Source organism: Rufibacter sp. DG15C (assembly GCF_001577755.1).
In the GTDB taxonomy this organism is placed as follows: Bacteria; Bacteroidota; Bacteroidia; order Cytophagales; family Hymenobacteraceae; genus Nibribacter.
This window is the reverse complement of sequence record NZ_CP010776.1, coordinates 497,941-516,427: the sequence shown is the minus strand read 5'-3', so window position 1 is coordinate 516,427 and position 18,487 is coordinate 497,941. Positions and strand designations below refer to the sequence as shown.

At 50.3% G+C, this 18,487-nt stretch carries 19 protein-coding genes; 8 read left to right on the top strand and 11 right to left on the bottom strand.

The annotated features are described in order from the left end of the window. The first annotated feature begins 82 nt into the window (after window positions 1–82). Both TH61_RS02265 and TH61_RS02260 read left to right on the top strand, forming a co-directional pair. Window positions 83–1,624 (top strand): sigma 54-interacting transcriptional regulator, encoded by a 1,542-nt coding sequence (locus tag TH61_RS02265; protein WP_066505312.1) that lies wholly within the window; start codon window positions 83–85, stop codon window positions 1,622–1,624. A 170-nt stretch (window positions 1,625–1,794) separates the two neighbouring features. Then, on the top strand, window positions 1,795–2,790 hold the full coding sequence (locus tag TH61_RS02260) for a GNAT family N-acetyltransferase (protein WP_066505310.1): 996 nt from the start codon (window positions 1,795–1,797) through the stop codon (window positions 2,788–2,790). Window positions 2,791–3,034: 244 nt separating this feature from the next. Here TH61_RS02260 and TH61_RS02255 read toward each other — a convergent pair whose 3' ends face one another. The 6 genes from TH61_RS02255 to TH61_RS02230 form a co-directional block, all read right to left on the bottom strand. Further along, the gene (locus TH61_RS02255) at window positions 3,035–3,493 is read right to left on the bottom strand and encodes a peptidylprolyl isomerase (RefSeq protein WP_066505308.1); all 459 of its coding nucleotides are present in this window, start codon (window positions 3,491–3,493) and stop codon (window positions 3,035–3,037) included. Between the two features lie 302 nt (window positions 3,494–3,795). After that, window positions 3,796–4,719: a ribosome small subunit-dependent GTPase A gene (rsgA, locus tag TH61_RS02250; RefSeq protein WP_066505306.1), complete on the bottom strand. Its 924-nt coding sequence runs from the start codon at window positions 4,717–4,719 to the stop codon at window positions 3,796–3,798. Next, window positions 4,716–5,972 (bottom strand): 3-deoxy-D-manno-octulosonic acid transferase, encoded by a 1,257-nt coding sequence (locus TH61_RS02245; RefSeq protein WP_066505304.1) that lies wholly within the window; start codon window positions 5,970–5,972, stop codon window positions 4,716–4,718. Before TH61_RS02245 ends, rsgA begins: the two co-directional genes overlap by 4 nt. 240 nt (window positions 5,973–6,212) lie before the next feature. Continuing rightward, on the bottom strand, window positions 6,213–6,839 hold the full coding sequence (locus TH61_RS02240; protein ID WP_066505302.1) for a peroxiredoxin: 627 nt from the start codon (window positions 6,837–6,839) through the stop codon (window positions 6,213–6,215). Window positions 6,840–7,095: 256 nt separating this feature from the next. Further along, the gene (locus TH61_RS02235; RefSeq protein WP_066505300.1) at window positions 7,096–7,869 is read right to left on the bottom strand and encodes an enoyl-CoA hydratase-related protein; all 774 of its coding nucleotides are present in this window, start codon (window positions 7,867–7,869) and stop codon (window positions 7,096–7,098) included. A gap of 69 nt (window positions 7,870–7,938) precedes the next feature. Further along, the gene (locus TH61_RS02230; RefSeq protein WP_066505291.1) at window positions 7,939–9,216 is read right to left on the bottom strand and encodes an aspartate kinase; all 1,278 of its coding nucleotides are present in this window, start codon (window positions 9,214–9,216) and stop codon (window positions 7,939–7,941) included. A gap of 98 nt (window positions 9,217–9,314) precedes the next feature. On the opposite strand from TH61_RS02230, the gene fbp reads away from it, so the two are divergent. Beyond that, the gene (fbp, locus tag TH61_RS02225) at window positions 9,315–10,358 is read left to right on the top strand and encodes a class 1 fructose-bisphosphatase (RefSeq protein WP_066505290.1); all 1,044 of its coding nucleotides are present in this window, start codon (window positions 9,315–9,317) and stop codon (window positions 10,356–10,358) included. A gap of 99 nt (window positions 10,359–10,457) precedes the next feature. Here the strand turns inward: fbp and TH61_RS02220 are convergent, their stop codons facing one another. The 3 genes from TH61_RS02220 to yihA are packed head-to-tail and all read right to left on the bottom strand — an operon-like array spanning window position 10,458 to window position 12,007. Then, complete coding sequence (locus TH61_RS02220; protein ID WP_066505288.1) at window positions 10,458–10,955, bottom strand: DUF5606 domain-containing protein; 498 nt, start codon at window positions 10,953–10,955, stop codon at window positions 10,458–10,460. Between the two features lie 25 nt (window positions 10,956–10,980). Continuing rightward, window positions 10,981–11,367: an energy transducer TonB gene (locus TH61_RS02215; protein ID WP_066505286.1), complete on the bottom strand. Its 387-nt coding sequence runs from the start codon at window positions 11,365–11,367 to the stop codon at window positions 10,981–10,983. 22 nt (window positions 11,368–11,389) lie between these two features. Then, entirely contained in the window at window positions 11,390–12,007 is a 618-nt protein-coding gene (yihA, locus tag TH61_RS02210) for a ribosome biogenesis GTP-binding protein YihA/YsxC (RefSeq protein WP_066505283.1), read from the bottom strand. Between the two features lie 360 nt (window positions 12,008–12,367). Between yihA and TH61_RS02205 the strand changes: the two genes are divergently transcribed. From TH61_RS02205 to TH61_RS02185, 5 genes are all read left to right on the top strand, one after another. Beyond that, window positions 12,368–14,314, top strand: a complete 1,947-nt coding sequence (locus tag TH61_RS02205) for an OmpA family protein (protein WP_066505281.1) — start codon at window positions 12,368–12,370, stop codon at window positions 14,312–14,314. Between the two features lie 163 nt (window positions 14,315–14,477). After that, window positions 14,478–15,200, top strand: a complete 723-nt coding sequence (gene ubiE / locus TH61_RS02200) for a bifunctional demethylmenaquinone methyltransferase/2-methoxy-6-polyprenyl-1,4-benzoquinol methylase UbiE (protein WP_066505279.1) — start codon at window positions 14,478–14,480, stop codon at window positions 15,198–15,200. Further along, window positions 15,149–15,922: a porin family protein gene (locus TH61_RS02195; RefSeq protein ID WP_082780277.1), complete on the top strand. Its 774-nt coding sequence runs from the start codon at window positions 15,149–15,151 to the stop codon at window positions 15,920–15,922. Before ubiE ends, TH61_RS02195 begins: the two co-directional genes overlap by 52 nt. A gap of 13 nt (window positions 15,923–15,935) precedes the next feature. Beyond that, window positions 15,936–16,694: an SDR family NAD(P)-dependent oxidoreductase gene (locus TH61_RS02190; protein WP_066505270.1), complete on the top strand. Its 759-nt coding sequence runs from the start codon at window positions 15,936–15,938 to the stop codon at window positions 16,692–16,694. A gap of 171 nt (window positions 16,695–16,865) precedes the next feature. Then, the gene (locus TH61_RS02185) at window positions 16,866–17,261 is read left to right on the top strand and encodes a VOC family protein (RefSeq protein ID WP_066505267.1); all 396 of its coding nucleotides are present in this window, start codon (window positions 16,866–16,868) and stop codon (window positions 17,259–17,261) included. Window positions 17,262–17,311: 50 nt separating this feature from the next. Here TH61_RS02185 and TH61_RS02180 read toward each other — a convergent pair whose 3' ends face one another. Then, a complete protein-coding gene (locus tag TH61_RS02180; protein ID WP_066505265.1) occupies window positions 17,312–17,812 on the bottom strand; it encodes a DUF695 domain-containing protein in 501 nt (166 codons plus the stop codon). Between the two features lie 21 nt (window positions 17,813–17,833). Beyond that, window positions 17,834–18,487, bottom strand: a complete 654-nt coding sequence (locus TH61_RS02175; RefSeq protein ID WP_066505261.1) for an alpha/beta hydrolase — start codon at window positions 18,485–18,487, stop codon at window positions 17,834–17,836.

Below are 18,487 nucleotides of genomic sequence, written 5' to 3'. Positions count from 1 at the left end.
ACCCAATACCATTTTTACGTAAGTCAGGATAGAACAATCAACAACCAGCAATCAACAATTATTTAGCCATCAGTCCTTAAAAATGCTTTATACAGATATACCACCCGCCCAGCTTTTGAAAATAAAGACCCTGGGGCAGTTGAAAGCCGCCGGCTATGAGCCGCGCAGTGTCAAAGAAGAACTAAGAGCTAACCTCATCAAAAAACTAAGCTCCGGCGAAGACGTTTTTCCTGGCATCTACGGCTATGAAGAAACGGTTATTCCAGATTTACAGCGGGCCATCCTAAGCCGCCACCACATTAACCTGCTGGGATTAAGGGGGCAGGCGAAGACGCGCATAGCTCGGCTCATGGTAGACCTGCTGGATGAGTTCGTGCCTGTGGTGGCCGGCTCAGAGCTCAACGATGACCCCTTACAGCCATTGTCCAGGTACGCCTTGGACCAGATAGCCCATCACGGCGATGAAACGCCTGTGGGTTGGTTGCCCCGCGCAGAGCGTTATACTGAGAAACTAGCTACGCCAGACGTTTCCGTGGCTGACTTGATTGGCGATGCTGACCCCATCAAAGCCGCCACGCTCAAGTTGCCGTACTCAGATGAGCGCGTGATTCACTTCGGGTTGATACCTAGAGCCCACCGCGGCATTTTTGTGATTAATGAGCTGCCCGATTTGCAGGCGCGCATCCAGGTGTCCCTGTTCAATATTCTGCAGGAAGGCGACATTCAAATACGTGGTTTCAAGATTAGACTGCCTCTGGATATTCAATTTGTATTTACGGCCAACCCAGAGGACTACACCAACCGCGGCTCTATTGTGACGCCGCTCAAGGATCGCATTGACTCCCAAATCATCACCCACTACCCTAAGAGCCTGGAAGTGGGCAAGCGCATCACCAAGCAGGAGGCCCGCATCACAGACGCCCAGAAGGACCGTGTGCTGGGCCATGAGCTTATCCATGACCTGGTAGAACAGATTGCCTTTGAGGCCCGCGAGAGCGAGTACGTGGATGCTAAATCTGGGGTGTCAGCGCGTTTGACCATCTCTGCCTATGAAAGCGTGATTAGTGCCGCTGAGCGACGTGTTTTATTGAACGGCGAAGCTAAAACTCATGTACGCGTCACCGACTTTCTGGCCGCGGTGCCATCGGTGACGGGTAAAGTGGAACTGGTGTATGAAGGCGAACAGGAGGGAGCCGGCGGCGTGGCATATAGACTGATGGGCAAAGCCATTCGGACGCAGTTTGTGCACTACTTCCCAGACCCAGACAAGTTCAAAAAGCAGAAAGACAAGGACCCCTACAAGAAAGTCACCGAGTGGTTCTCTGACGGCCATACCCTGGACATCTTAAACGATGCCTCAGACGCAGAGTACAAGCACGAACTAAACCAAGTGCCGGGTCTTTCTGAGGTGGTGAACAAGTTCCAGGCCACGCCTAAAAATGAGGCGGAGCACCTTTTCTGGATGGAGTTCTGCTTGCACGGTCTGGCTGAATACAGTTTGATTTCACGTAACCGCCTCACGGCGGGCTTGCAGTTCAAAGATCTTTTGAGCAGCATGTTCTCCGGAGGCGGCTTTAGCCTAAGCGAAGAAGACGAGGACGATGAAGATGAAGACCGTTTTTAGCCTCTTTTCCAGAAAATAAGCCAAAAACAACCTTAAGAAAAGCCTGAGTTTCTGTAGAGATCTCAGGCTTTTCGCCGTTTAAGGGTTTGCCTGCTCACTCATAGTCGAGAACAATTCGTTACTTTGGTTTTTACAACGGTGCAGCTTTGGAAGTGTGTGCGCCTCTCTATATGCTCCACTACCTGAAACACCATGAGATTGACTACGCAGAATGGGACTGGTGCCTGGAGGCCTCGCCCAATGCCATCATCTATGGGTTTACCTGGTACCTGGACATAGTGGCCCCGGGCTGGCAAGCCATCGTGAAAAAGGAAGGTGAGAAGTACCTAGCCATCATGCCCATTCCGGTGTTTCAGAAGTTTGGGGTGAACATAGTGCGTCAGCCTATCTTCGCGCAGCAGTTGGGAGTATTTCATGCGCAGCCGCTCACGCCAGCAGAATGGCAAGAGTTTGGCTGTCTGCTGTACCAGAACTTCAAGGTGATTTCTAGCTATGAGTTCAACACCGGCAACATTGAGCTGGTACAAGACGGCCTGCCCAACTTTGAAACAGCCAGCTTCTCTACCTATCATTTAGACTTGAAGCGAGGGTACCCCGCCATTGTGTCTGGCTATAGAAAAGACCGGCGCTGGCGCATCAACCAGGCCAAACGCGTGGGCCTGACGGCAAGGCCCTCTACCAACATAGACCTCATCATCCATATTTTTGACCAACACATCGCCCAAAAAATTTATGGCGTCATCGGTGAAGCCTATGAATACAAAATGCTTCGGCAACTCTATGCAGCAGCCAGTAAACGCGGCCTAGTCTCTATGCACGAAGCAGTGAATGCGCGGCAAGAAGTGGTGGCCATGATCATGCTCTTCCATTACAACCAGAAGCTCATCTACATCTTCAACTCCTCTACCCCCGAAGGCAAGAAAACCAACGCCATCTCATTTCTGGTAGACCATATTCTGCAGACCTACGCTGACCAAGACTTGGTATATGACTTTGAGGCCCCCGAAGTAGGCCCCATCTCCGACTTTTACAGAAGTTTCGGGTCAGAACCCGCGTATTTCCTGTCCGTGAAAGCTAATAATCTGCCTGCCCCTCTTAAGTGGATTCAGAAACTCAGAGCCAAAGCTTACCAATTGCTCAGGGCTAAACCAGAAACAGGAAATTGAAATAAGCTTAACCAGCCTTTGTCCTTCCAATTTCGAAATTCCAACTTATAATTCTTCAACCCACTTCTTTGTCATCCTGAAAGGACCTTGTGGGCCAGCTAGAAAAGCGGTGACTACAGGCAAAATCCGGTTTTGACGTAATTCCAAAAAAATAGCCGAGAAACGAATGTCCCTCGGCTATTTGAATTGTTCATTGCTGATTGTCAATTGTTGAATCAAAAAACAATCAACAACTAACAATCAATTACGCTTCTGTTACTACAATCTTCTCGATTTTGTCACCGGCTTTGATTTCGTCAATCACGTCCAAGCCTTCTACCACTTTCCCGAAGCAGGTGTGGTTTCTGTCCAAGTGCGCGGTGTTGTTGCGGCTGTGGCAGATGAAGAACTGTGAACCACCGGTGTTGCGGCCAGCGTGCGCCATTGACAACACACCACGGTCATGGTACTGGTTGCCGCCAGTCAATTCGCAGTCAATTTTGTAGCCTGGTCCGCCGGTTCCGGCCATGCCTTTAGAGCCTTCGCGGCTGTTAGGGCAACCACCCTGAATCACGAAGTCAGGCAATACGCGGTGGAACGCCAAGCCGTCATAGAAGCCGTCTTTGGCCAGTTTGGTAAAGTTCTCAACAGTTTTAGGGGCGTCTTGCTCGTAGAATTCTACTTTCATGACACCTTTAGCGGTATGGATTTCTGCAGTTTTCATAATAATAGGTTAATGTGCTAATGGTTAATGTGCTGATGTGCTATCGCTGATTTTCTTCAATAGCCAGCACTGGTTTTGACTCTACAAAGGTACGCAATTTTGCAATGTATGGCCCAAGGCTGAATTGCTGGTCATACTTTCACTTTTGGGCTGTTTTCCAGGAAATAAGGCAAAAACGGATTTAGCGCGTTTAGCCACCGCTCATCTAGTTTGGCCACAAGGTCCTTTTAAGATGACAAAAAGGGAATGAGGCTCTCCAAATTTTTGACTCGCGACTCAAGACTCAGAACTCGCGACTTGTCTTACCGGTGGCTGTCCTCGTCCTGCAGCAGGCTCAGGTAGCTCTCATAACGGGGCAGCGCAATCTTGCCCGCTTTGACGGCAGCTTGGATGGCGCAGCCGGGTTCGTTGACGTGCAGGCAGTTGTTGTATTTGCACTGGTTCAGGCGCTCGCGCATCTCCGGGAAGTAATGGCTAATCTCCTCGCGCTTCATTTCCACCACGCCTAGTTCCTTGATGCCGGGCGTGTCAATGAGGTAGGTTCCTGGCTCCACTTCAAACATCTCAGCAAACGTGGTGGTGTGTACGCCCTTGTCTGAGAAGGCAGAGATTTCTGTAGTCTTCAAGTCCAAATCTGGGACTAGCACATTGATGAGCGTGCTCTTGCCCACGCCCGAGTGCCCGGATAGCAAAGTCGTTTTGTCCTTGAGCAATGCCTGGATTTCAGGAATGCCTTCACCAGTGTGCGCCGAGCAGCTGATGCCCGGGTACCCGATCTGGCTGTACAGGCCCATCACTTGTTTTAGGTATTTCTGCGCCTCCTGGTCATACAAGTCACTCTTGTTGAAGAGCAGCGTGGTAGGAATCTGATACGCCTCTGCCGTCACCAGAAACCTATCAATAAACCCGAACGAGGTGCGCGGCGAGGCCAGCGTCACAACCAGAAAGGCCTGGTCTAGGTTGGAGGCCACAATGTGGGCGTGGTGTGCCTTGTGCGTGGACCTCCGGATGATGTAGTTTCTACGAGTGGCAATCTCAGTGATGACCGCGTGGCCCTCGCCACCCTCTAGCTCCATGGTCACCTCATCGCCTACGGCAATGGGATTGCTGACCTTAAGGCCTTTGTTCTTGAACTTCCCCCGAAGGCGACACCGGTAAAGTTGTGAATCTGCATGGTTGCGGACCAGGTACCACGAGCCGGTAGATTTTATGACAGTGCCAATCATGTAGTAGGAACGGGAATCCAGGTTTCCAGCGCCTCTAATATGCGGTTGGTGGCACCTGCCTGTTTGTGTATGTAATGTGTGATATGTTCTCTGATTTTAGCCATTTGTTCATCATTGCTGGATACTTTGTTAAAAACGGCATCCAGTTCTTGGGACGATTTCACGGGGAACGCCGCGCCCATCTCTACCAAATCAATTGCTTCCTGAAACTTCTGGTACTTAGGCCCGAAAAATAAAGGTGGCCCAAATACGGCTGGCTCTAGGGTGTTGTGCAAGCCCTTCCCGAAGGCGCCACCCACGTACGCATAGTCTGCATATTGGTATAAGGCGCTCAACATGCCAATGTTGTCAATTAAGAGCACGTCATAAGACGCCACGGTGTCTGGAATAGCTTTTGAGAACCGTACGGCTTTGCCGGATAGTTGCTGTTCTATTTCTGCCAGCTCTTTGTCCTTGATCTCATGCGGCGCGATGATGAACTTGAGGCTGCCCAACTGCTTTTTGATGAAGGGCAACAGCACTTTCATGTCTTGCGGCCAGCTGCTCCCCACTACCATCACCGGACTGTCCTGCCTAAAGGCCTCCACCAACGGGATGGGCGCTACTTTGTCGGCGGTTTGCAGTACGCGGTCCATCCTGGTGTCACCGGCCAAGGTTACTTTGTTGATGTCTACGCTGGCCAGCAGTTCGGCAGATTCTTGGTTTTGGGTGAAGAAAAAGGTAAACCGCTTTAAGATACGGCAGTAAAAATCGCCGCCCTTCTTGAAGTAAATCTGGTTGGGCCTGAAAATGGTAGACACGGAGAACAAGGGAATGTGCCGCTTCTTCAGCTCCTTGGTGTAATGGTGCCAGAACTCATACTTCACAAAAAACGCCACCTTGGGCCGCACCTTTGAGATGAATTTCTTGGCGTTGCCGGCAGTGTCTAGAGGCAGGTAAAAAACGTAGTCTGCACCCGCGTATTTCTTGCGTACCTCATACCCAGACGGGGAGAAGAAGGTGAGGACTACTTTAAAATCGGGATACTTCTCTTTGAACGTTTCTATCAAAGGGCGGCCTTGCTCAAACTCGCCTAAGCTGGCGCAATGAAACCACGCTACTGGGCTTTTGTTGCCCTTCATCTTGGCAGCAATCTCCTCCAGCAGATTCACCTGGCCATTTACCCAAAGCGCGGCCTTCTTATGGAACGGGGCAGCCACTCGGGCTCCTAGTCCATAGGCGTGAATGCCGGCATTGTATAAAATCAAAGACATACCTTTTGCGTGTGCGTTTGTAGGTTTGGGGGGAATACCACCTGGTAAGGTATATTCAATAATAAGGGACAAAGGTAAGGGTATTTTTAACTTGCCCTTCGCCTTGCTCTTTTGCCTTTGTGTATAACGGTTTTTGAGTACTACCTGTTTTGCTTGACCAAGAATAGCTGACCGTTAAAAACAAAGCAGCCTCTACCAAAGGCAGAGGCTGCTTCTATTAAGAGATTAAACTCTAACTAATTACTTGGCTAGGTAGCTAGAAACACCTTCGCGGGTGGCTTCCATGGCTTCTTTGCCTTCTTCCCAGTTAGCAGGACATACTTCGCCTTTCACCTCAAAGTACTGAAGGGCGTCAATCATTCTAAGCGCCTCATCAATGCTACGGCCTAGTGGCATGTCATTCACTACTTGGTGACGCACTACGCCTTCTTTGTCAATTAAGAACAAACCGCGGTACGCTACTGGCTCACCCACGAAAGTCATTTCGCCTTCGTCGTTGTAGTCATAGTGACCGGCCAACACGTCATAGTTAGACGCAATGGTTTTAGAGGTATCTGCTACCAATGGGTAGGCAACGCCTTCAATGCCACCTTTGTCGCGGGGGGTGTTCAACCAAGCCCAGTGCGAGAAGTGGGAGTCAATAGAGCAACCTACCACGGCTACGTTCTTGCGCTCAAAGTCATCCATGCGGTCCTGGAACGCGATGATCTCAGTTGGACACACAAACGTGAAATCCAGTGGATAGAAGAAGAAGATAACGTGCTTCTTCCCAACGTACTGCTCTAAAGAGAAATCTTCTACAAACTCACCGTCTACTACCGCGGTTGCCTTAAATGCAGGAGCTTTCTTGCCTACTAATACTGCCATGATGCTATGTGTTAAAATGTAAATTAAACCTTGCCTGAAAAGGGTGAAATCACCTTCCCGTTTGCGGGTGCAAAGGTACAACCTATAGAACTAAGCTGCAACCAAGGACCCTAACATAGAAGTACCCAAAAGGTTACCAGCTCGCTTTAGAATTTGATAAAACAAGAAATCCCGATTTTGACCTGATTTCTGAAAATCAGGTCAAAATCGGGATTCAGGTCTTACGTCTTGAATCTTGTGTCCTGTGTCTAAAAAACTACCTACCCGTGAACGTTGGTTTACGCTTCTCCACGAAGGCATTCATGCCTTCGGTTTGGTCTTCAGAGGCGAAGGTGAGGTAGAAGTTCTTGCGCTCAAAATGGAGGCCTTCGTCCAGGTGGGTTTCATAAGAGCGATTCACAGATTCTTTGGCCAGCTTCACAGCTACTGGCGACAGTTGGGCAATCTCGGTGGCCAGTTTGAAGGCTTCCTCCAAATACAGTTCTACTGGTACTACGCGGTTGATGAGGCCGTGTTTTTCGGCTTCCTGGGCGGAGATGAATTTACCTGTCAAGACCATTTCCATGGCTTTGGCTTTGCCCAGGGCACGGGTCAAACGCTGGGTGCCGCCAGCGCCGGGCATGACGCCAATCTTGATTTCGGGCTGGCCGAACTGAGCCGTCTCTGAGGCGATGATCATGTCACAAGTCATGGCCAACTCACAGCCACCACCCAAGGCAAAACCGCTCACGGCTGCAATGATGGGCTTCTTGGTTTTCTTGATCTGGTCCCAAGTAGAGAACTGGTCAATGTTGAGCATGTCAATGGCGGTTTTGCCAGCCATCTGCTTAATATCGGCGCCGGCGGCAAAAGCGCGGTCATTGCCCGTAAGGACTATGGCGCGCACATTCTCATTGTCGTCCAGCTCTTTGAGGGCATCGCGCAGTTCGCCCATCAGTTGCAGGTTCAAGGCGTTAAGTTCTTTGGGACGGTTCAGTTGGATGAGGGCTACCTGGGGACGGACCTGCTCGGTTACTTTTATGAATTCCATTTTATATCTATTTGTAGTTGGTCGTTTTTGGGTTGTTTTCGGTGAAAATAGGCAAAAAACGGAAAAAGCTTAGCCCGCCAGCGTTTCTGAAGGTCGGCAGACAAACTGGAAGGTAAGCCGGGTGCGCTGTTCCATCAAGATTTCGCGGTCCTGCGTGAGGCGCTGGATGCTTTCCTGGTCATAGTTTTTGATGGTGAACAGGTGCAAGGGCTGGTTGTATTTGATAATAAACTGGTCTTCCAGTTTCTTCTTGATTTGCTGTACCCGATCCTCGTCATAGTCACAGCAGACAGAGAAAGAGAGCGCTGAGTTCTGCATCATGTTAATCTTCAGACGACCTTCATGCACCGCCTGAAAGATCGCGCTTAGATGTTGTTCAGAAATAAAGCCCAAGTCTTTGGCCGTAAATGACAGCAAGCATTGGTTCTGCTTGAGAATAAAGGAAGGCGCAATACGCGCGTGCTGGCAGTCATGAATCACGGTGCCGGGCAACTCTGGCTGCAGAAACGATTTCACAAACAGTGGAATGCACTTGTTGGCTAGGGGCTGAATGGTCTTGGGGTGAATCACCGAAGCCCCGTAATAAGCCATTTCAATCGCTTCCTGGTAAGCCACCTCTTCATAGCGGGTGACTTCTTTAAACAGCTTGGGGTCCGCGTTAAGCAGACCGGGCACATCCTTCCAGATGGTGAGTGATGAGGCGTTGAGGCAGAAGGCGAAGATGGCAGCGCTGTAGTCAGAGCCTTCACGGCCTAGGGTGGTGGTAAACCCGTCTTCTGTGCCCCCTATAAAGCCTTGGGTCACGATGATTTGTTTTTGCAAGATAGCTGGCAAAGTGGCTTGAATCTGACTTTCGGTGAAGGTCCAGTCTACCCGTCCCTCTCGCCAAGTGCTGTCGGTGCGCAGGCAGGTACGGCAGTCCAGCCAGAAATTGGAGATGCCCTGGCTTTGCAGGAAGTGGTGCAGTATCAGGCTGGAAAGCAACTCGCCCCGGCTAATGACCTGGTCATATTGCTGGTCCCAATGGTCAGGCTGCAACGTAGCTAGTGTCTGCTCCAGTTCCTGAAACTGTTGGGCAATGTCTGCGTACACGGGGCTCCCGGCCTCTGGGAACAAAAGTTGCGCTATATCTTCATGGTAGAACCGGCAGGCTTGTAAGGCAGGGGCGAAGTCTTCCTTTTGGTGGGCTTTGCGGTAGATGGCCTCTAGCGCGTTGGTGGTTTTGCCCATCGCCGAGACCACAATCACCAGCTCCTCTTTCTCTGGCAGGCCAGACAGGATCCTGTAGATGTTGCGCACCGCGTCAGCGTCTTTTACAGAGGCTCCCCCAAATTTAAAAACTCTCATTTATTGACGTTAAAATTATCGAATTTATAAAAACATTGCCCTCTCTAACAGAATTAGTAGTATTTTCGTAATCTAATTCGATCTTACCCCGCTTTCATATGACTATTACAGAGAATCTGGCCCTGCCGGTAGGCACAACGCTTGACCGGTTTATTATGCGGAAACAAGAGGACTTTCCTTTTGCGACCGGGGAGCTTTCCCAGCTGTTGCGTGACATTGCCCTGGCGGCAAAGATCGTAAACCGCGCCATTAATCACGCAGGTTTAACAGATATTGGCGGTGCCTACGGCAAACAAAACGTGCAGGGCGAGGACCAGCAGAAGCTGGACGTGGTGGCCAACATACGGTTCATCAGGGCTTTGCGCAACGGCGGCGAGGTCTGCGCCATCATCTCTGAAGAAGACGAAGAGGTCATCCAGACCGGCAATCACAAAGGTAAGTACATTGTAGCCATTGATCCCCTGGACGGCTCTTCTAATATTGATGTGAACGTGTCTATAGGGACTATCTTCTCTGTGTACCGTCGTTTGTCTGAACAAGGCTGCGAAGGCACCATGGAGGACTGCCTGCAGCGCGGCGTACAACAGGTGGCGGCCGGTTACATCATCTATGGTTCTAGCACCATGCTGGTCTACACCACAGGCTGTGGTGTGAATGGCTTCACGTATGAGACTTCCCTGGGCGAGTTTTTCCTATCTCACCCTAACATCACGATTCCGGCTACAGGCAGCATCTACTCCATCAATGAGGGAAGCTACAACCAGTTCCAGGCGGCCATCAAGCAATACGTAGAGCTGTGCCGCGAGCGCAACTACTCGGCGCGCTACATAGGCTCTCTGGTGGCAGACTTCCATAGAAACATGCTGAAGGGCGGTATCTACATGTACCCAAGCACCACCAAGGCGCCAAACGGTAAACTGCGTCTGTTGTATGAAGCCAATGCCTTGGCCTTTATAGTAGAACAAGCCGGCGGAAAAGCGTCTAACGGCTCTGAACGCATCATGGAACTATACCCAACGGATCTTCATCAGCGCTGCCCGTTGTATATTGGTTCTACAGAAATGGTGGAAGAAGTAGAGCGGTTGCTGGCTAACTCAGAGGCTACAGTTTCTGCTTCTATGTCTGAGGCATCTCACAACTAATACTACCTCGTTTTGGCCTGTTTTCCAGAAAACAGGCCAAAAACAGAAAGGCCCCTACCAATGGTTGGGGCCTTTCTGTTTTATGTAAAAGCAATCAGCTTATTTCTTGGCGGCTGCTTTTTTAGCTTTCGGCTCTTTGGCTGGCGCTTCTTCTGTTGTCTCTTCTTTGGCTTCTGTTTTGGCAGGAGCTTCCTCTTTTGCTTCTGTGTACGGCACAAATTTGCTAACCAGAGAATACCACTGCACCAGTTTCTTCATGTCTGAGGCATACACGCGGTCCTGGTCATAGTCAGGCAATACGGTTTCCATGAACTTGGCTAGTTCTGGGTTGCTAGACTTAGAGGTTACCGGCAGGGTGTCTCCGTACTGGCTGCGCACGCGGTCAAAAATCTCCTCTAGAGGCACTGTGCTTTCCTCGTCATTGGTGTACATAGAGATCTCATGCAGGATAGACACGCGGTTGCGGGCCTGGGCCACGCTGCGCACCGGGGTCTCTGCCAGGCTTTCTACAATAATGCCGCTACGGGTAGGGGCTACAATACGGTATAAACCGGGCATGCCGGCAATAGAGGCAATCTCTCTCAGGTCAAATGGCATAGAGAAACAGGTTGGTTAAGTTTGATTATAATTTAAAGTTCACCGGCAGGCTGTAGGTCTGGCTATAACCTGGGGCTTTGAATTTAAGGTTCTGTACTACGCGCACGGCCTCGGCGCCGGTGCCGCTGCCCACTTCCTTCAAGATTTTGAAGTTGCTGGTGGAGCCGTCCTCGTTCAACAGGAAGCTTACAATGCATTGGCCCATCACGCGGTTGCGCTTGGCAGAGGCAGGGTACTGGATGCTGCGCTTAATGTGCGCTACCAATGAGTCCTGGCCACCTTCATAGTGCGCAGACACCGGGTACTTGGTGGTTTGCACGGCAACGGTTGCTGGTTCATTAGACGCAGTGGCAAACGCGCCGGCTGTGAATAAAACTAAGATGGCGGCTAAAATAGTGTGTTTTGCTTTCATTTTATTTAAGCGGTTATAAGTATTAATAGGAGTCCTCTTGGTTGTGGTAACGCTCATTGATCTCTTCTATGAAGGACAGAATCTCCTCACGGCCCTCTTTGGACGTAGAAGAACTTCTAAACATCATTGGGAGCTCATCCCAGCTTTCTTTCAAGACCTGCATGAACGCGGCAATGTTAGAATCTGTCTTGGGCGCCGATTGCTTGTCGGTTTTTGTGAAGATAAGCACAAAAGGCACCCCCATGGTTCCAAGTAACTCTATAAAATCTAAATCAACTTTCTGAGCGGGCAGCCGCGAATCAATCAAGACAAAGACGCAGGCCAGGTTGGGCCGGTTCTTTAAGTAGAAATTGATCATCTTGCGCCAGGCCTCGCGGGAGTCCTTGCTCACCTTGGCCCAGCCGTACCCTGGTAAGTCTACCAAATACCATTCCTCATTTATGAGAAAGTGATTAATCAGCTGCGTTTTTCCCGGGAAAGAAGAAGTCTTGGCCAGCTTTAAGTGGTTGGTAAGCATGTTGATCAAAGAAGACTTGCCCACGTTGGAGCGGCCAATGAAGGCGTATTCTGGCAGGGTGGTGGTAGGGCAGAGGTCTGCCCGGGTGTTGCTGCAGATAAACTTGGCTTCTTTGATTTTCATAGGTACTCCCTCAAAACTTTAGGCGGCAACCACAAAGTTACCAAATAATGTGGCAAGGCAATAATTACCGCAGTTTTAGGTGTGGATAAGTTAAATGGCCAAAAAGGCAACCCTAGCGTTGTTTTTGCAGTATCGAATCTCGGATAAGTACGGTGAAAATGTATTTCATATATAGCCCAGCGCTAATGAAACCCGCCTCTCATTAATTTACGTATAAAATATCTGGAATTTTTAATATCATTGTCCTTTCATGTACGCAAGTGCCAAGTGAACACCCCGGTCAAAACGGCTTTCTGGCCCCATAACCTTCTGCGTGTTTGCACTTGTTTCCGAAACCAAGCTATACCAAAATCTTTACCTATGGATCACTTAGACAAGCGGTTGTTCAAATCTTCTTTACTTGCCCTTCTGCTTTTTGTCCTGGCCTCTACTGCGGCTATGGCACAGAGCACGCGGCAATTGATCAGAAGCGGAGACAAATTATTCAACCAGACCAACTTCCGTTCCGCGCTTCCTTTCTATGAGCGCGCATTGGAGCGTGAGCCAGACAATGCCAAGGCCTTGTACAGAGCTGGTATCAGTTTAATCGCCTTTGACAAGGAGAAGGCAAGCGAGTACATCTACAAAGCCTATTCTCTTAAGCCGAAGGTAGAAGAGGATGTCCTGTACTGGCTGGGCCGCGTGGACCTGGTGAACTATGAGTTTGACAAGGCCATTCAGCACGCGCAAGAATACCAGAAAACCCTGGGCAAGCGTGACGAAGAAGGCAAAGAGCAAGCTGCTTTGTTGATTCAACACGCGCGTAACGCCAAGAAAGAAGTAGCCAACCAGAAGGACGTGTTTGTGAAAAACCTGGGCCCAACGGTAAACACCCCTTTCTCTGAGCACAGCCCGGTTATCTCTAAAGACAACAACTACCTTTTGTTCACCTCACGTGGGCAGAATGTGACAGGTGGCAAGGAAGCAGATGACGGAGAATACTTTGAAGACATCTTTGAGACCCGCCGTCTAGGACCAGACACTTGGGAGACGCCACGCGCCTTGAGCGGTGTGTTGAACGGTACCGGCCATGATGCCTCTATCCAGTTGATTGACAATGACTCTAAATTGTTGCTTTACCGCCAGGATGAAAACGGTGACATCTTTGTAACCAGCCGTGAAGGGGGTGACTGGGGCAAGCCAAGCAAACTGAACCGCAACATCAACTCCAGAGAATTTGAAAGTGATGCCTTTGTTACGGCAGATGGTCAAACTATCTATTTCTCTACCAACCGTTTCTCTGAAAACGGAGACCTGGACATCTACTACGCTAAGCGTGATGGCAACGGTGAGTGGGGCGAGCCTAAGAACTTCGGGAACGGCGTAAACACTGAGTTTGATGAGGATAGCCCTTATTTCACGCCAGATGGTTTGACTATGTTCTTCAGCTCACGCGGTCACACCACCATGGGTGGCTATGACATCTTCACCATCAAGTATGACACGGTGGCCCGCCGTTGGAGCCGTCCAGTGAACATTGGCTACCCTATCAACACGCCAGATGATGACACCTATTACCGCTTAAGCGGCGATGGTAGCTTGGCCTACTTGTCTTCTTACCGCATGGGCGGTTACGGTGAAAAGGATATCTACACCATCAACTACATCAAGAACGCCATTGTACGCGGTCATGTGTACAGCTTGCGTGACTCTTCTATCATCCCTGGGGTGGAATTGGTGTTCACCGGTAAGACTGCGGCTAGCACACCTCTGGAGTACCGTGACGTGACCAAGCCAGACTCTGGTAACTATGAGGTGACTGTTTTGTCAAATCGTCCTTACACGGTTACGCTTTCTAAAGACGGTGCTAACATTGCCACAGAACAGTTTGAAGTTCCTTTGTCTTTGGTAGACACTACCGTGGTGGAGAAGGATTTCTACATTGACTTTGCCGGAGGCTCTAGCATTGACGTTGCTTCTTATGCTTTCAAGAAAATCTACTTTGACACAGACAAGTGGGATTTACGCCCAGAGTCTATCAGAGAGCTGGATAACTTAGTGAAAGTGATGAAAGCCAACCCAGACCTGCGTATCTCTGTTGATGGTCACACAGACTCTAGAATGCCAGATTCCTACAACATGCTGTTAGGTGAGAACAGAGCCAACGCTGCGTATGACTACCTGATCAAAGCAGGAGTACCGGCCAACCGCTTGATCTCTAGAAGCTACGGTGAGCGCAGACCAATTGCGCCAAACACCTCTGCTGAGAACATGCAGCTGAACCGCCGCACAGAGTTCACCATCATCAAAGGAGCTGACCAGAAATAAGCTTCCGTTTTTGGCCTAAAATCCAGAAACCAGCCCAAAAACGCCGCCCCAGACCAGCAATGGCCGGGGCGGCGTTTTTATTGGGACGGGCGCTGTACAACATATTACAGGAAATGTAGTTAAAGCATAGTAGCTTTGCCCTCCATAACATGATGAGAAGTCAATGTCAGTAGTACCGTATAAAGATCAAAACGAGGGCAAGAAGACCCAGGTGGCCAACATGTTTAACAGCATTGCCAAGCGGTATGATTTCCTCAACCATTTCCTGAGCGCCGGCATAGATATTATATGGCGCAAGAAAGCCGTAAAATTACTGGAGAAGGCGCAACCCAAGACCATTCTGGACATTGCCACCGGCACGGGAGACTTTGCGCTGGAAGCAGTTCGTTTAAAGCCCCAGCAGATCACGGGCATTGACATCTCTGAGGGCATGCTGGCCGTGGGCCGCGAAAAAATTCAGAAGCGCGGGCTCAGCCATTTGATTCAGTTGCACGTAGGAGACTCAGAAAATATCCAGTTCCCAGACAACCACTTTGACGCCATCACGGTGGCGTTTGGGGTGCGTAACTTTGAGAACCTGGAGAAGGGCCTCTCTGAGATGTACAGGGTCTTGAAGCCGGGCGGCATGGTGGTCATTCTGGAGTTCTCCAAGCCCCAGAGCTTCCCCATGAAACAAGGCTATAATTTTTACTTCAAAAACATACTACCGCTTTTTGGCAAGCTGATTTCTAAGGACAATGCCGCTTACACGTACCTGCCCGAGTCGGTGCAGGCGTTCCCAGACGGCAATGATTTCCTTTCCATCTTCCAAAGAATTGGTTTTAAAGACACAAAATGGCATTCACTTACTTTTGGCATAAGCTCTATTTACACAGGCATAAAATAACCCTGGCCTTGGCAGTGGTGCTCACCAGTGCGTTACAACCGGTCTTGGCCCAGAAAACCATCAAAGGCGAAAACCTGCAAGGCTACGAGAGCCGCACCTTTAGATGGGGCTTCTCTCTGGCCATGAACACGTCCTGGTACCAGCTGGAGCATTCAAATAGCTATGTAGACCGCCTCAAAACGGCAGATCTCAGCGATGACATCTCCATGAATGCCAAGATGGGCATAGGCTTCAACGTGAACTTCATTGGCTCTTACCGCCTGTCGCCGGATTTTCTCATTAGACTGCAGCCGGGCGTGGGCTACTACAGCCGGTCTGTGGAGTACAAAGGAGACGTAACGGCACCCGGCAACACTGAGCCCTCTGAGGACGGTGCGGTGCTGCAGGAAATCAACACCTTTACAGGGGAGTTCCCGGTGCTGTTAAAGTATGAGTCGCTGCGCCGCAAGAACACCCAGATGTACTTTATTGCCGGTGTAAAACCCTCCATTGTGGTAGGTGGCCAGAAGAAGGACAATGAGATTCTGCAGGTGGGCACCTCAGACTTTAGCGTGGACTTTGGCGTGGGGCTGGACATGTTCTATCCGTTCTTTAAGTTTGCGCCAGAGCTGCGCTTCTCCAGAGGCATCACCAACTTGCACAAGCCCGTTGACAACAACTTTAACAACAGTATTCAGCGCATGAGCAGCAATACCATCACGCTCTACCTCAACTTTGAGTAATCTGTCCTCCACTATGTCACAGAAGAAAACAGCCCTCATTACTGGTGCCAGTTCGGGCATTGGCAGAGCCACCGCCATGGTCTTGGCTCAAAACGGTTTCAGGGTCATTGCCGCCGGCCGCCGCGTAGAGCGTCTGCAAGAACTAGTCAACCAGTTCGGCGAAGCCACCATTCAAACCCTGGCCTTTGACGTGCGGGACAAAGTAGCGGTGAAGGAAGCCATTGTTAGCCTACCGTCTGACTGGTCTACCATTGACCTGCTCATTAACAACGCCGGCAACGCACACGGCCTGGCGCCTATCCAGTCTGGTGATGTAGACGACTGGGACGCCATGCTGGACATCAACGTGAAAGGCTTACTTTATGTGACCAAGGCAGTCTTGCCGGGCATGGTGGCGCGCAAAAGCGGGCACATCATCAACATCGGGTCCATTGCCGGGCAAGAAGCCTACGCCAACGGAAACGTGTACTGCGCCAGCAAATTTGCCGTAGACGCGCTCTCCAAAGCCATGCGCATTGACTTGGTACAAGAAGGCGTGAAAGTCTCTGAAATCAATCCCGGTGCCGTTGAGACTGAGTTCTCTGAGGTGAGATTCAAAGGCGATAAGGAACGCGCCGCCACGGTCTACAAAGGCTACGAGGCGCTTCAGCCCGAAGACATCGCCGACCTGATTCATTTCATGGTCACTCGCCCAAGCCGCGTAAACCTAGCCGAAGTTCTGATTCTGCCCGCCGCCCAGGCTTCTTCCACGGTCATGCACAAGCAGCTGTAGTTTTAGGGGAACAAACCGCCAACCCTTACTATTCAAGGACTAGCTTCATAGCAACACCTCTTAGGACTTCCCTGGGAGGTGTTGCCGTTTTTGGGCTGTTTTCTGGAAAAGAGGTCAAAAACGAAGCATCTTTTAGAATTGGGCTCTCGTTGAAATAGGAAAGCCTTGCGTATGGAGTTCACCCAAATCAAAGAGACCTGTCTGTACGTGCGTGACCTGCACCGCACCACGCATTTCTACGCCAACATTTTGCATTTACCCATCATTGGGCAGATGCCAGGTCGTTATGTTTTTTTTAGGGTAGGAAGTTCCGTGCTGTTATGCTTTGACCCTGAGGTGAGCCGAGACAACCATGGTCTGCCGCCGCACTTCGGGTCTGGCCACCAGCATCTGGCTTTTGAATGCCAGCCAGAAGACTATGAGGCTTGGAAAGAAATGCTGTTGCGGTCAGACGTGCCCATGGAACATGAAGAGATTTGGCCGCACGGCCGAAAGTCCTGCTACTTCAGAGATCCAGACCAGCATCTGCTAGAGATTATCATGCCCGGCATCTGGGGCGAAGACTAATCTTCGTTTTTGGCCTGTTTTCTGGAAAATAAGCCAAAAACGAAGGCTATCTATTTTTCTTCCTCGGAGGCTTCTTCGTCCTCTGCATCCTCCATGCTTTCCAGAATAGAAAGATATTGGTCCCAGTCAGCGTCCTCTTCAACGGTCAGTTCTAAGGGCAGTTGGTCAAATTGATGTAGAGCCTCGTTCAGTTGTTCTTGAGCGGCGGCAACATCTGTAGTGTACCAATGCCATTCTCTTCTATCCTGGCCCGTGTAGACAAAGGCCAAGACGGTTTGAGCCTCCTCCTCCAGTTTTTCTATAAGCTTTTCCTCCACATCGGCCATCACATCTGCGTCTTCTGGCGTGGGGAACAAATAATCGTCTTCTGAGGTGTAGTTCCAGAGGATGATGAGGCGCTTGGTGTATTGCTGGGTGTTGACGAAGTCCTGCAAGTGGGGCCTGAACCGAAGGAAGAACGGCGTGCCACTGCTTTCACCCTCGGCCATGGTCCAAGTGTCTTCTTCCGTGAGGAGTGCTTTTAGATGGGCTAGGTTAGAGGATTGTGCCATGGTAATTCTAGTTTGCTAATGTTAGAGAAGATCGCCTTTTAACTGCGCCAGTATCTCTTTGTTTAATTCATGTTTGCCCTCAAACGGAACCATGACAGGCTGTATGTTCTGGGATTTAAGAATGTCCAGTTGGGTTTGCAGGCGTTCTTGGGTGATGAAGGGATCTTGCAGGCCGTACACCATGTACACCGATGCATGTGCCAGCGTAGTGCTAAGAACGTTGTATTCTATGTCTTCTGGAAAGGCACCGGCCCACAGGATCAGTTTCTCACAGGGTACGGCAGAAAAAGCCAGCCAGCGGCAGACGGTGACGGCACCTTGCGAAAAACCTAGTACGGTGAGCTTCGCGTTGGGCGCCTCAGATTTAACCATTTCCCACACCAAGTCCAGGTACCGTACATAGTCCTCAATCTCCAGCAGGCGTTCTTCCTTGGTCATCCAGGTAGCCCCCACGCGTCCAGAGAAGCCTTCCAGGTAAAACTTAGACAAGCCCTCAGGGGCCAGAATCACGGTTTGCTCATCCTCCAGTCCTTGAAAATGCCGGATGAAGTATTTTGCCAATTGGCCATAGCCGTGACACACTACCCATACGTGTTGGGTGGCAGGGGAAAGCGTGCCTAGTTGGTGCAGATGCGCGGTTCTGGGGACAGAAAGGGTTCTGTGTTGGGCAGTCAA